The sequence below is a fragment of the Pseudarthrobacter ribosi genome (assembly GCF_055412865.1).
The window spans coordinates 37,318-50,978 of record NZ_JBVAYZ010000021.1 but is presented as its reverse complement, the minus strand read 5'-3'; the positions used below and the strand labels follow the sequence as shown (position 1 = coordinate 50,978).

Below are 13,661 nucleotides of genomic sequence, written 5' to 3'. Positions count from 1 at the left end.
GTGCTGCTCCTTGCTGTGTCCCGCGGGACGGATCGTTCGGGTGGGTGGTCTATTAGTCGTCGGCGGGTTCCTGGCCGCGGGTCGACGCCGCGGTGAACCGGCCACCGGCCACCCGGACGGTCAGCGGGGTGCCCGACGGCGCCTGGTCAGGGTGCCGGACGACGTCCCCGCGGGTTCCGGGAGCCGTGTCGCCGCCGGCAAGCTGCACGACGGCGTACCCCCGATCCAGGGTCTTCTGCGGCGAAAGTGCCCGGACCTGGGCCTTGAGGTGGACCAGCTGGTCGGCGGCCCGGACGACGGCGGTCGTGACCGCCGCCCGGGAGCGCCCCTTGAGCCGTTCGACGTCGTCGTGGCGGTGGCTGACCATGACTTCGGGGGAGGCCAGCACCGGCCGGGAGCGCAGCGAGGCCAGGCGGTCCGTCTCGCGTTCCACCAACCGGGTAGCACCACGCCGGAGCTGGTCCCGGGCCTGGCGGACGCGGGCGAGCTCTTCGACGACGTCCGGGACGATCCGTTTGGCGGCGTCCGTCGGTGTGGAGGCGCGCAGGTCCGCGACATCGTCAAGGATCGGCCGGTCCGCCTCGTGGCCGATCGCACTGACCACCGGCGTGGAAGCGTCCGACACAGCCCGGATGAGTTCTTCGTTGCTGAAAGGCAGCAGATCCTCCAGGGCGCCGCCGCCGCGGGCGATGACGATCACGTCCACTTCGGGATGCGCATCCAGCTCGCGCAGCGCGGCGATGACCTGCGCGACGGCGGTGTTGCCCTGGACGGCCACTTCGCGGATCTCGAATTCGACCGCGGGCCAGCGCAGCGCCGCGTTGCGCAGCACGTCCTTCCTGGCGTCCGAGTCACGGCCGGTAATCAGGCCGATCCGGTGGGGGAGCAGGGGCAGGCGCTTCTTGCGGGCGTCGGAGAACAGCCCTTCCGCGGCGAGGGCGTGGCGCAGGCGCTCGATTCTGGCGAGGAGGTCCCCGAGGCCCACCGGCCGGATGTCCTTCACGGACATGTTCAGCCGGCCCGTCTTGAGCCAGAATTCGGCCTTGATCAGGGCCACCACCCGGGAGCCGCGTTCCAGCGGGGTTTCCTGGCGGTCCAGCACTTTGGTCCAGACGGAGGCGGGGAGGGAGATCTCCGCATCGATGTCCCGCAGCGTCAGGTAAGCGTTCGTGCCTCTCCGGTTCAGTTCGATGACCTGGCCTTCGACCCAGGCGGAAGGCGCGCGGTCAATGTGCATCTTGAGTTTCTGCGACAACAGCTGCAGCGGCCAGGGGTTATCGGGGCTGGTTTCCGCCGCCGTGGCGGGAACCGTCGTTGCTGCCGCGGCCTCCTCAGACATGCCGGGGTCCCGGGGCGGAGATGGCCTGGTGCATATGCGTCGGTGTCCTTTGCCGGGGCGGGGCTGTCAGCAGGTGCGGCCCCGGCGACTGCGCGTCAGGAAAGGCTACCGGCCGACAACTCGAACTTGTCGGTTTCAACTCTATCCATAGCTTTATCATCGGGGGCCGACTTTATCGTTCCGCAGGCCGCCCCCCCGTAGGATGGGCACTACCCACCAACCACCTAGGACTTCTCGTGCGCACTTTTGTCTCGGCCGTAGCGGTACTTATCGGGCTTGCCCTGGCGGCTGTCGCTGTTCCGGCCATGTGGGTGGACCGGAACATCGTCCAGCAGGAGGGCTTCGTGGCGTTCACCGCGCCGCTGGGCAAGGATCCCGTGTTTCAGAAGCGGCTGGCCGCGGCCGCCGTCGGCAGTCTCGGCGCGGAGCGGATCCCTGCAGCGCTCAGCGGGCTGGTCACTCCGATCCTGGAAAGCGCGGCCCGGTCGCTGACGAGCATGCCCGGTTACCCGGAGGCCTGGACCGAAACGCTGCGCAAAAGCCACCAGCTGAACTTCACCGACCCCGGCGCACCGCCAGCCGAGGCCGGCACGGCCACCTCGTTGACACTGGACCTGGCTCCCCTCGTCGGTCTGGTGGCGAAGCAGGTGGCGGACGCCACCACCCTGCCGCTGGAGTCCCCGGAGCAGATGCTAATCACGATCGGGCAGCCCGAGCACCGGCAGCTCCTCGACCGGGTATCCGCTTTCGCGCCGATGGGCTACGCCCTGGCCGTAGGCGCCCTCATCGCCTTCGCGCTGGCCTTTGTTTCCGCACGGCGGCGCTGGACCGTGCTGGCCGGCATTGGGCTCGGAGGCCTGGTGCTGGCCGGCGCCTGGCAGCTGGCCGCCAACGCCGCCGGGGGTGCCGTGACGGCAACGAGCAGCGGCAACGCGGTCGCGGAGATCTTCAAGAGCGAATTCGTTGCGGCCGCCAGCTCAAGTTTCGGACAGTGGACCCTGGCGGCCGCCGTGGTCGGCGGCGTCCTGCTGGCAGTTGGCCTCGTGGTGCGCGTTGTCGGCGGGCGGCGCCGCGCCTGAGCGTCCGCCGCCGCGCCTGCGCAGCGGCCAGATCGGCGGCCCGTCCAACACCGGTAGCATTGGGGCATGACTTCCACTGCTGTTTCCATTCCGATGCCAACCGTTCCGCGCCGGCGGCGCACGCCGGAAGAAGTCCTGGCTGCAGCCCCCGTCGGCGGCCCGAAAAGGGTCCTGCTCGCGGCCCCGCGCGGCTACTGCGCCGGCGTCGACCGGGCGGTCATCGCGGTGGAAAAAGCGCTGGAGCACTACGGTCCGCCGGTCTACGTGCGCAAACAGATCGTCCACAACGTGCATGTCGTCAGTTCCCTGGAGGAAAAAGGCGCCATCTTCGTTGACGAGACCGACGAGGTCCCCGAGGGCGCCCTGGTGATCTTCTCGGCCCACGGCGTCTCTCCCGCCGTGGTCCAGTCCGCCGAGGACCGGGGGCTGCGGACCATCGACGCCACCTGCCCCCTCGTGACCAAGGTGCACAAAGAGGCGGTGCGCTTCGCGAAGGACGACTTCGACATCCTGCTGATCGGCCATGACGGCCACGAGGAAGTCGAGGGGACCGCCGGCGAGGCCCCCGAACACATCCAGATCATCAACGGCCCGCACGAGGTCGACAAGGTCACGGTCCGGGACCCGGAGAAGGTTATCTGGCTCTCCCAGACCACCCTCAGCGTGGACGAAACCATGGAGACGGTCCGCCTGCTCAAGGAGCGGTTCCCCACCCTGCAGGACCCGCCCAGCGACGACATCTGCTACGCGACCACCAACCGCCAGGTGGCCATCAAGAAGATCTCGCCCCAGGCCGAGCTCGTGATTGTCGTCGGATCGGCCAACTCCTCGAACTCCGTCCGGCTCGTGGAAGTGGCGCTGGAATACGGCGCCAAGGCCTCGTACCGCGTGGACTTCGCCAATGAGGTGGACGAATCCTGGTTCGAGGGTGTGGCGACCGTCGGTGTGACCTCCGGCGCCTCGGTCCCGGAGGTCCTGGTCAAGGACGTCCTGCGCCTGCTCGCCGACTACGGCTACGGCGCGGTCGAGGAAGTCGTCACGGCCGAAGAGGACCTGCTCTTCTCGCTGCCGAAGGAGCTCCGCGCCACCCTGAAGCAGGCCGGCGATGTCACGCGCGCCCTCGGAGGCCGCGGGACACGCCCCGCCCAGACCTCCTAGGACGGGCACACAACCTAGGACGGGCGCACAACGCCGGTCCTAGGCGGCGGACTCCTGATCCTCCGCGCCCGAATCGTTCGCCGCTTCGTTCGCCGGCCGCACGGACCCAAGTTCCGGCCCGGTCCCGGACTGGAGCTCCGGAGCAGCCACGGATCGCGGCGTCACCTCGACGGCCGCGGGAGTGGCCAGCCCGGTGGCATCCAGGGCGTTGAGCTTCCGGGCCGTCGGCAGCACCCGGGCCTCCAGCGTGCCCACCATGGAGTTGTACCGGTCCACGGACGTCTTGAGGGAGGCGCCGAGCTTGGTGACGTTCTCGCCGAGCGTTCCCATCCGCTCGTAGAGCTGGTGGGCCAGTTCGAAGAGCTCCCGCGCGCTGTCCGTCAGGACGTCCTGGCGCCAGGTGAAGGCCACGGACTTCAGGACCGCCAGCAGGGTCGAGGGCGAGGCCAGCACCACGTTCCTGGACAGGGCGTAGTCCAGCAGGGCCGGGTCCGCCGAGAGCGCGGCCGCCAGGATCGACTCGGCCGGCAGGAAGCAGACCACCAGCTCCGGGGAGTTGCCCGGGATGTCCCAGTACTTCTTGTTGCTCAGCGCGTCCACATGGGCCTTCAGGGCCTTGGCGTGGGCCAGCAGATGGGCCTGCTGCCCGCTCAGGGACTGCGCGTGCTGCAGCCCCGGGGCGGACGCTCCGAGTTCCTGCGCCGCAAGATATGCCGCAAGCGGCACCTTGGCATCGACCACGAGCTGCTTCTGACCGGGGAGCTGCACAACGAGGTCAGGCCGGATACTGCTCTCCGACCCGGCGCCGTGCTGCTGACCGCTGTGGACCTGCTCGTGGAAATCGACGTGGCGCAGCATCCCCGCAGCCTCGACCACCCGGCGCAACTGGACTTCCCCCCACTGGCCGCGGGCGCTGTTGGACCGCAGCGCGGACTCCAGGGCATGGGTTGAGCGCAGCAGCTGTTCGTCGGACAACCGGGCTTCCTGCAGCTGTTGGGCCAGCTGGCCGTACTGCTCAAGGCGGTCGCGCTCCAGCAGCGACACCTGATGCTGCACCGCGGTGAGCTTCTCGGCCACCGGTGCCAGGGCCCGCAGCACGCTGCCGTCCTGATTCCGGGACTCGCCAAGGTCCCGGTTCTGGGCCGCCAGCAGGCGCCTCTCGGCGTCGGCCGCGGCGAACTGCGCGCTGACCTCGGAAAGCCGGGCCGACACGGCGTCGAAATCCTGCTCCACCGCGAGGGTGCGGCGCCGGATCAGCAGAAAGACCACGGCGGCGCCGGCGACCGCGCCGACGAGCAGCATGAGCAGGGCAAGAATCAGTGCAAAAGCGTCCATGACTTCACTGTGGCATGCCCCTCCGACAGTTTCGCGCCGACGCCCTGCCGGAGGTCGAACCGGGCCGTCGCAGGGGACCCCGGCCGCAGCAGGTAGAATTACTACTCGTGGCTCTTACTATTGGCATCGTCGGACTGCCCAACGTCGGCAAATCAACTCTTTTCAACGCACTGACCCGCAATCAGGTGCTCGCAGCGAACTACCCGTTCGCCACGATCGAGCCGAACGTCGGTGTGGTCAACCTGCCGGACCCGCGGCTTGCCAAGCTGGCAGCAGTGTTCGGATCGCAGCGCCAGCTGCCCGCCCCGGTGTCCTTCGTCGACATCGCCGGGATCGTCAAGGGTGCCTCGGAGGGTGAAGGGCTGGGCAACAAGTTTCTCGCCAACATCCGCGAAGCCGAGGCCATCGCCCAGGTTGTCCGCGTGTTCGATGACCCCGACGTTATCCACGTCGACGGCAAGGTGGATCCCCGCTCGGACATGGAGATCATCAACACCGAACTGATCCTGGCCGACCTTCAGACCATTGAAAACGCGATTCCCCGGATCGAAAAAGAAGTCAAGATCAAGAAGCGGGACGCCGCCGAGCTGGCTGCCATCAAGGCCGCCCAGGCCGTCCTCGAACGCGGTGACACCATTTTCGCCTCGGTCAAGCGCGACAAGCTGGAGATGGAGCACCTTAGGGAGCTCAGCCTCCTGACCGCCAAGCCCATCATCTACGTCTTCAACGCGGACGAGGGCATTCTGGGCAGCCCGGAAAAGCAGGAAGAACTCCGCGCCATGGTGGCCCCGGCGGACGCCATCTTCCTGGACGCCAAGCTCGAATCTGACCTCGTGGAACTGGACGAGGAAGAGGCCCGCGAAATGCTGGAGATGAACGGCCAGGACGAGTCCGGCCTGGACCAGCTGGCCCGCGTCGGTTTTCACACCCTCGGGCTGCAGACCTACCTGACCGCAGGACCCAAGGAAACCCGGGCGTGGACCATCCATCAGGGCGACACCGCCCCGCAGGCGGCCGGCGTCATCCACTCCGATTTTCAGCGCGGTTTTATCAAGGCCGAGGTCGTCTCCTTCGACGACCTCATCGAAGCCGGATCCATGGCGGAGGCGAAGTCCCGCGGCAAGGTCCGGATCGAAGGCAAGGAATATGTCATGGTCGACGGCGACGTCGTGGAGTTCCGCTTCAACGTGTGACGGATTGATGAATTCATCAAGTAATTAAGGATTAACTCGAGGAGCCCCGATTCGTGAATCGGGGCTTTTCCTGTGCCCGGGAACATTAGCCCCGGGTCTGAGGGACGTCAATAGACCGTGATGAAGCCGACTTGTGAACCGCGGTCCAATGTTGCAGCTCTGTAACGAACTTTACAGTCGGTCAACTTTCATCGCCAAGCGCTGAATTTCGGGTTTACGCTACATCCCATGTGAGACGGACCACACTGCCGCTGGGGGAGTGTGGACGTCTGCCCGGTGCCTACGGCTTCGGTCTCATCCACACCACAGAAACAAGGAGGCGGAATGCGCTTCGGTCGTATTTCGAAAGCAGTGGGCGTGGCAGCAGCAGCTGCCCTGGCCCTCAGCGCCTGCGCAGGCAACAGCGGCGGGACAACCCCGACCACTGCTGCGGCAGCAAGCAAATCAGGGGGATCTGCAACAGTCGTCGAGGTGAACGCGTTCAACACCTTCAACCCGAACACCGCTGATGGCAACACGGACATCAACTCGAAGGTCAGCTACGCCACCCACTCGGGTTTCTTCTACATCGACAACAAACTGAACGTTGTCCGCAATGAGAAGTTCGGCAAGATGGAAAAGGTCTCGGACGACCCGCTGACGGTGAAGTACACCATCAACGACGGCGTGAAGTGGTCCGACGGCACGCCCGTGACCACTGCCGATCTTCTGCTGCAGTGGGCCGCGTTCTCCGGCTACTACAACGACGCCGACGCCGAGGCAAAGACCGGAACGTCCTACTTCTCCTACGCCGGCGACCCCACCGGTATCGCCCTGTCGGACTTCCCGGAGCTCAGTGACGACGGCAAGTCCATGACGGTCAAGTACTCCAAGCCGTTCTCGGATTGGGAAATCGCGCTGGGCGGCCCGGGCATCGACATCCCGGCCCACGTTCTCGCCAAAAAGGCCGGACTGGCGGACGCTAAGGCCTTCGTTGACCTGGTCAAGGGCATGCCGCGCGGCGACTCGGCGGCTCCCCAGCCGGCCAACGCCCAGCTCCAGGCCATGGCAGAGATGTGGAACACCGGCTTCGACTCCAAGACCCTGCCGGCGGACCCGAGCCTCTACCTCTCCAACGGCCCCTACATCGTCAAGGGTGTCAACCAGGACCAGTCCCTGACCATGGTCAAGAACAAGGACTACAACTGGGGTCCGGAAGCCAAGTTGGACGAAATCACCGTCCGCTACATCGGTTCCGCTCCGGCCCAGGTGCAGGCGCTCAAGAACGGCGAAGCCGACATCATCGCACCGCAGGCTTCGGCTGACACGGTGGAGCAGCTCAAGGCCCTCGAAAGCCAGGGCGTCACGGTGGAGGTCGGAAACCAGCTTTCCTATGACCACATCGACCTCAACTTCAGCGGCGTCTTTGCCGAAAAGAATGTCCGCGAAGCGTTCATGAAGAGCGTCCCGCGCAAGGACATCGTCGACAAGATCGTCAAGAAGCTGGACCCCGAGGCTAAGCCGCTCGACTCGCAGCTGTTCGTGCCGGACCAGGCCCTCTACACCGACTCTGTCAAGGCCAACGGCTCGTCCGCCTACCAGGATGTCGACATCGAGGGTGCAAAGTCGCTGCTCGCCGGTGCCACGCCGGAAGTCCGCATCATGTACAACAAGGACAACCCGAACCGTGCGGACATGTTCGCCCTGATCAGCGAGTCGGCGACCAAGGCAGGCTTCAAGATCGTTGACGGCGGGCTCGGCAAGTCGGACTGGGGCAAGGCCCTCGGCGACGGCAGCTACGATGCCACCATCTTCGGCTGGATCAACTCGGGTGTCGGCGTCTCCGGCGTCCCGCAGATCTTCAAGACGGCTAACGACTCCAACTTCAACCTGTTCAGCGATCCGGAAGCCGACAAGCTGATGGACGAACTGATTGTCACCACCGACAAGGGCAAGCAGGATGAGCTGATCAAGCAGATCGACCAGAAGATCTGGGCTTCCTCCTACGGCCTGCCGCTGTTCCAGGCAGTTGGCGTGGACGCGTACAGCGACCGCATCACCGGCGTGAAGTACATGCCGAACCAGACCGGTGTCTGGTGGAACTTCTGGGAGTGGGCGCAGAAGTAGCCGACGACCGCAAGTGATACTTGCTAGCTAAAGGCGTCGGAACCGGGCATTCTGGTTCCGACGCCTTTCTAGCGACACCCCCTGACGATGGCGGGCCTTAGCCCGTCATCCGCGGGGGAAAGGCCAACTCTGCGACCGGTCCGGGCAACCCCTGGCCCCGAATACCGAGGTTCTTACCCATGGTGACCTACATAGTCCGGCGGCTCATCACTGCCGCCCTCATACTTCTCGGCGCATCCTTCCTGGTGTATCTCCTGACAGCGGCGTCAGGCGATCCCCTGGAAGAATTCCGCGCCAGCAGCGCACCCAACAAACAGCAGCTGATGGACGCGCGCACCGAGCTGCTGCAGCTGGACACGCCCGCCCCCATCCGGTATTTCCACTGGCTCGGCGGTGCGGCACAGTGCCTCATCCCGTTCGCCAACTCCTGCGACCTGGGCAAGAACATCGCGGGCCAGCCCATCACCGATGCCCTGGGACACGCACTGGTACAGACCCTGACCCTGGTCACCGGAGCCACCGTGCTCGCGATTCTGATCGGCATCACGCTCGGCATCATCACCGCCCTGCGCCAGTACAGCACGCTGGACTACGGCGTGACGTTCATGGCCTTCCTGTTCTTCTCCCTCCCGATCTTCTGGGTCGCGGTGCTCCTGAAGGAGTACGGCGCCATCGGGTTCAACAACTTCCTCCGGAATCCCGAGATACCGATCCTGGCAGCCCTCGCCATCGGCGCCGTCATCGGTGTCCTGACGGCCGTGACCGTCGGCGGCGAGATGAAACGCCGGCTGCTCATCGGCGGCGTCGCCTTCCTGTTCGCGGCCGCCGTGCTGATGTACTTCTCCGCCACCGAGTGGTTCAAGACCCCGGGGCTGGGCCCGGTGGTCATCGCGATTGCCGGGGTCGGCATTGCGTTCGCCGTGACCCTGCTGTCGGCGGGGCTCAAGAACCGCAAGGCACTGCAGTCAGCGCTGATTGCCGTTGGCGTCGGACTGGTCGTCTACTTCGTCATCCAGCCGCTGCTCAACGAGGCAACCGTCCTGATGATCGTGCTCCTCGCGGTCGCAGCGGTCCTCGTCGGGCTGGGCATCGGCTTCCTGATGGGCGGCTACGACCGCGGGCAGTCCATGCGGGCCGCCGCGCTCACCTCGTTTCTGGTCGGATTCCTGATCCTGCTGGACCGCTACATGCAGGCGTGGCCCACGTACTTCAACAACAGCCGGGTCCGTGGCCGCCCCATCGCCACCATCGGCGCCAGCACCCCGAACATCGAGGGCGATTTCTGGATCCTGAGCCTGGACTCCTTCACGCACCTGATCCTGCCGACCATGGCACTGATCCTGATTTCGCTGGCCGGCTACACCCGCTTCACCCGGGCCTCAATGCTGGAAATCATGAACATGGACTACATCCGCACCGCCCGGGCTAAGGGCATGTCCGAACGGACCGTCGTCATGCGCCACGCCTTCCGCAACGCGCTGATCCCGATCGCCACCATCGTGGCCTTCGACATCGGCGGGCTGATCGGCGGCGCCGTCATCACCGAGACCGTGTTCTCGGTCCGGGGGATGGGCTTCCTGTTCCTGGACGGGATCTCGCACACCGACCCCAACCCCGTGATGGGCGTCTTCATCTGTGTGGCCATCACAGCCATGGGTTTCAACCTCATTGCGGACCTGGCGTATTCCGCACTTGATCCGCGCGTAAGGGTAAAAGCATGAGCCAGCCAAGTCAGCAGGACGAAATCATGGCCGAAGAAGCCGGGTTGCCGGCGGTCGGCATCGAGCCGATCCTCGAAGCCAAGGGCCTGAGCCAGGGACAGATCGTCCGGAAACGGTTCATGGGCCACTCCGGGGCCATCATCGGGCTCGTCGTGTTCGCCATCATCTTTGTCACGGCCTTTACCTCCGTCGGCTACTGGGGCATCCCCGGCTGGTGGAAATACACCCACGACCAGGTCACCCCCCTGGTCAACGACGGCGTGCCCACCGCCTCGCTGTGGCCGCTGGCCTGGGGCGAACACCCCTTCGGCCAGGACCGGATCGGCCGCGACCTCTTCGCCATGACCATGCGCGGTGCCCAGCAGTCCATTACCGTCATGTTGGTGATCGGCCTGATCGCCGGCCTGGTCGGCGTCGTGGTCGGTGCCCTGTCCGGCTACTTCCGCGGCTGGACGGAAGCGATCCTGATGCGCCTCACCGACGTCATCATTATCATTCCGGGGCTGCTGCTCGCCGCCGTGATGGCACAGATGGCCGGCCGGCGGGACTCCGGCAGCTGGTTTGCCTCCTTCGCTAGCAGCAACGGCATCCTGGCCCTGGGTATCTTCCTCGGACTGATCACCTGGGTGGGACTTGCCCGGTTGATGCGCGGGGAATTCCTCTCGCTGCGCGAACGCGAATTCGTCGACGCGGCCAGGATTTCCGGGGCCAGCAATGCCCGGATCATTTTCAAGCACATCCTGCCGAACGCCGTCGGTGTGCTGATCGTCAACGTCACGCTGACCATGTCGGCCGCGATCCTCACCGAGACCGCCCTGAGCTACCTCGGCGTCGGCGTCAAGGCTCCAGACACGTCGCTCGGGCTCCTGATTTCGCAGAACCAGGAGGCTTTCGCCACCCGGCCGTGGCTGTTCTGGTTCCCCGGCCTGTTCATCGTGCTGATCTGCCTGAGCATCAACTTCATCGGTGACGGCCTGCGGGACGCGTTCGATCCGCGGCAGAAGAAGTTCAACGCCAAGAAGGCCAAGGACACCGGCAAGCATCCCCTCGTGGCGACACCCGTCACCGCGTTCGACGGAACCAAGGACGATTAGGTGCCGGCCCCCCGCAGTGCCCGCACGGCTGAGCTACCGGGCGGCGATCGACCAGTAGCTGGCCGCCAGCAACAGTACGACGACGGCGGCCGCCACCCAGCGGTGGGTCACCTTCACCGGCGTGGTGGCGGCGTCGCCGGCGGCCAGCTTGCCGCTCTCCACCAGTCCATGCCAGCGCTCCCGCACCAGCCGGGCTGCCTGGCCGGAGTCCGTGGTCTTCAGGTCTCCGGGCCGCACGGACTGACCGGGACCGTACGTGGTTGCCGGCAGGCCCCGGAGGTCTTCCGGGCGGGCATTGCGCCCGCCCAGGATCCCCGGCGCCGGGGCCGCCCAGGCCACGTAGCTCTTGCGGGCCGTGACCAGGGTCAGGGCGAAGCGGGTGTCCACATGCACCAGGGCCTCCCAGGGCACATGGATCGACCGGAACGGGTTCTCCAGGATGACCCCGCCGTCGTGCACCACAACGGCGGGCATCCAGAACAGCTGCCAGCCCAGGAACGCGATCAGCAGCAACGGGGCCGTTCCGGCCAGGGCCGCCGGGCCGGCAGTGACCACCGTGACGGCGACGCCGAGGGCCGCGACCGCCCAGGACAGCCAGGCGAACCAGGCGTTCGTTCGGGCCTTGAAGATTTCAACGGTACCGGCATGCGGCGCAGAGCTCATGCCCCCAATATTTCAGTATTCCGAGCCGCAGCACTAATCCCCGGTGGACCGGCGGCCCGGGTGGAAGGAAAGCCCCATCATGACTGACTTCATCACCCTCGATCCGGCCGTCACCCCGGCTCCCGGCAAGAGCGAACCCGTACTGGAGGTCCGCGGCCTCAGCGTCGACTTCGGCGTGGACAAAAAGTGGGTGCCTGCCGCCATCGGCCTGAACTACGAGGTGCGCGCCGGCGAAGTGCTCGCAATCGTGGGGGAGTCCGGCTCGGGCAAGAGCGCCAGCTCGATGGCCCTGCTGGGCCTGCTGCCGACCAACAGCCGGGTGACCGGAAGCGTCAAGCTCGCCGGACAGGAGCTGCTGGGGACGGACGAGGCGAACATCCGGGCCGTCCGCGGCAAGGAAGTGGCCGTGATCTTCCAGGAACCCATGACCGCCCTGAACCCGGTGTACACCGTCGGTGCCCAGATCGTGGAGACCGTCCGGCTGCACAGCGAGGTCAGTCCCGACGAGGCCCGGAACCGCGCCCTGCGCATGCTGGAGCTCGTGGAGCTGCCGGACCCGGAGAAAGCCTTCCGGTCCTACCCCCACCAGCTTTCCGGCGGCCAGCGGCAGCGCGCCATGATCGCCCAGTCGCTGTCCTGCGATCCCAAGCTCCTGATCGCCGACGAGCCCACCACGGCTCTCGACGTGACCGTCCAGGCGGAAATCCTGGACCTCATGCGCAACCTGCGGAACAAGCTGGACAGCGCGATCGTCCTGATCACCCACGACATGGGCGTCGTTGCCGACCTGGCGGACCGGATCGCCGTGATGCGCCGCGGTGTCATCGTGGAGACCGGGACCGCAGCCGAGATCTTCCACAACCCCCAGCACGAATACACCAAGGCCCTGCTGGCCGCTGTTCCGCACCTCGGCCAGGGCGGCCCGGACTCCGCCGAGGAAGTCGACGTCACCGCCGCCCTCGCCGCCGCCACCCACGCCGAACTGCGCTCCATCCCCGAAGAGCAGCTGCTCCGGCGCGAGCGTGAAAACGCCGCGGCCCTGGCCGCGGCGGCGGCGGCCAAGCCGCAGGGAGAGCCGGTGCTGGAGCTCACGGACGTTGCGATCGAGTACCCCAAACAGGGCCGCGTGCCCGCGTTCCGCGCCGTGGAGGGCGCCAACCTGGTGATCTACCCGGGCCAGGTTGTCGGGCTGGTGGGGGAGTCCGGGTCCGGCAAGACAACCATCGGCCGCGCCGCCGTCGGGCTGCTGCCGGTTGCGGCCGGCACCATGAAGGTCGTCGGGCAGGACATTTCCGCGGCCAAGAGGAACGGCCGGCAGCTTCATGAGATGCGCCGCCATGTTGGCATGGTGTTCCAGGACCCGTCGTCGTCGCTGAACCCGAGGCTTCCGATCGGCGAGAGCATCGGTGAGCCGATGTTCCTGGCCGGAGTGGCGAAAGGCGCCGAGCTCCAGCAACGGATCGAGGCGCTGCTGGACCAGGTGGAGCTCCCGCGGAACTACCGCAACCGGTACCCGCACGAGCTCTCCGGCGGGCAGAAGCAGCGGGTGGGCATCGCCCGGGCGCTCTCGTTGAAGCCGAAGCTGATGGTCGCCGATGAGCCGACCTCGGCGCTGGACGTGTCGGTGCAGGCCAAGGTGCTCGACCTGTTCCAGAACCTGCAGAAGGAACTGGGCTTTGCCTGCCTCTTCGTCACCCACGACCTCGCCGTCGTCGACGTGCTGGCGGACCGGATCTGCGTGATGCAGCGCGGCCGCATCGTCGAGCAGGGCACCCGGGACCAGATCCTGCGCAATCCGCAGGAGCCCTACACGCAGCGTCTCCTGGCCGCAGTGCCGCTGCCTGACCCGGAAAAGCAGCGGGAGCGTCGCGAGCTGCGTGCCCAGCTGCTGGCCGCCGGACCGAGTTAACCCGCCATAACCGGGGCCGCCCGGCCGCGAATACTACCAGCCGGTAGCGTGTGACCTGTAATAC

Annotated in this window: 10 protein-coding genes; 7 read left to right on the top strand and 3 right to left on the bottom strand. The window is 66.4% G+C overall.

The features are described 5' to 3' along the window. Positions 1-52 precede the first annotated feature (52 nt). Entirely contained in the window at positions 53-1,339 is a 1,287-nt protein-coding gene (gene xseA / locus ACZYZ5_RS17090; RefSeq protein WP_463903326.1) for an exodeoxyribonuclease VII large subunit, read from the bottom strand. Positions 1,340-1,575: 236 nt separating this feature from the next. Between xseA and ACZYZ5_RS17085 the strand changes: the two genes are divergently transcribed. Next, positions 1,576-2,418, top strand: coding sequence for a hypothetical protein (locus ACZYZ5_RS17085; protein ID WP_463903324.1), 843 nt, complete (start codon positions 1,576-1,578; stop codon positions 2,416-2,418). 66 nt (positions 2,419-2,484) lie between these two features. Then, positions 2,485-3,576 carry a 4-hydroxy-3-methylbut-2-enyl diphosphate reductase gene (locus tag ACZYZ5_RS17080; protein ID WP_463903322.1) on the top strand — a complete coding sequence of 364 codons (1,092 nt, stop codon included), beginning with the start codon at positions 2,485-2,487 and terminating at the stop codon, positions 3,574-3,576. A gap of 39 nt (positions 3,577-3,615) precedes the next feature. On the opposite strand, the gene ACZYZ5_RS17075 is transcribed toward ACZYZ5_RS17080, so the two are convergent. Continuing rightward, positions 3,616-4,911 carry a DNA recombination protein RmuC gene (locus ACZYZ5_RS17075; RefSeq protein WP_463903320.1) on the bottom strand — a complete coding sequence of 432 codons (1,296 nt, stop codon included), beginning with the start codon at positions 4,909-4,911 and terminating at the stop codon, positions 3,616-3,618. Between the two features lie 107 nt (positions 4,912-5,018). Between ACZYZ5_RS17075 and ychF the strand changes: the two genes are divergently transcribed. The 4 genes from ychF (at position 5,019) to ACZYZ5_RS17055 (ending at position 11,025) form a co-directional block, all read left to right on the top strand. After that, complete coding sequence (gene ychF / locus ACZYZ5_RS17070) at positions 5,019-6,104, top strand: redox-regulated ATPase YchF (protein ID WP_463903318.1); 1,086 nt, start codon at positions 5,019-5,021, stop codon at positions 6,102-6,104. Between the two features lie 324 nt (positions 6,105-6,428). Next, on the top strand, positions 6,429-8,210 hold the full coding sequence (locus tag ACZYZ5_RS17065; RefSeq protein WP_463903316.1) for an ABC transporter family substrate-binding protein: 1,782 nt from the start codon (positions 6,429-6,431) through the stop codon (positions 8,208-8,210). A gap of 179 nt (positions 8,211-8,389) precedes the next feature. Next, positions 8,390-9,931, top strand: coding sequence for an ABC transporter permease (locus ACZYZ5_RS17060; RefSeq protein ID WP_463903314.1), 1,542 nt, complete (start codon positions 8,390-8,392; stop codon positions 9,929-9,931). Further along, a complete protein-coding gene (locus tag ACZYZ5_RS17055; RefSeq protein WP_463903312.1) occupies positions 9,928-11,025 on the top strand; it encodes an ABC transporter permease in 1,098 nt (365 codons plus the stop codon). Before ACZYZ5_RS17060 ends, ACZYZ5_RS17055 begins: the two co-directional genes overlap by 4 nt. 33 nt (positions 11,026-11,058) lie before the next feature. On the opposite strand, the gene ACZYZ5_RS17050 is transcribed toward ACZYZ5_RS17055, so the two are convergent. After that, positions 11,059-11,688, bottom strand: a complete 630-nt coding sequence (locus ACZYZ5_RS17050) for a PH domain-containing protein (RefSeq protein ID WP_463903311.1) — start codon at positions 11,686-11,688, stop codon at positions 11,059-11,061. A 79-nt stretch (positions 11,689-11,767) separates the two neighbouring features. Between ACZYZ5_RS17050 and ACZYZ5_RS17045 the strand changes: the two genes are divergently transcribed. Beyond that, positions 11,768-13,597, top strand: a complete 1,830-nt coding sequence (locus ACZYZ5_RS17045) for an ABC transporter ATP-binding protein (protein ID WP_463903309.1) — start codon at positions 11,768-11,770, stop codon at positions 13,595-13,597. Positions 13,598-13,661 lie beyond the last annotated feature (64 nt).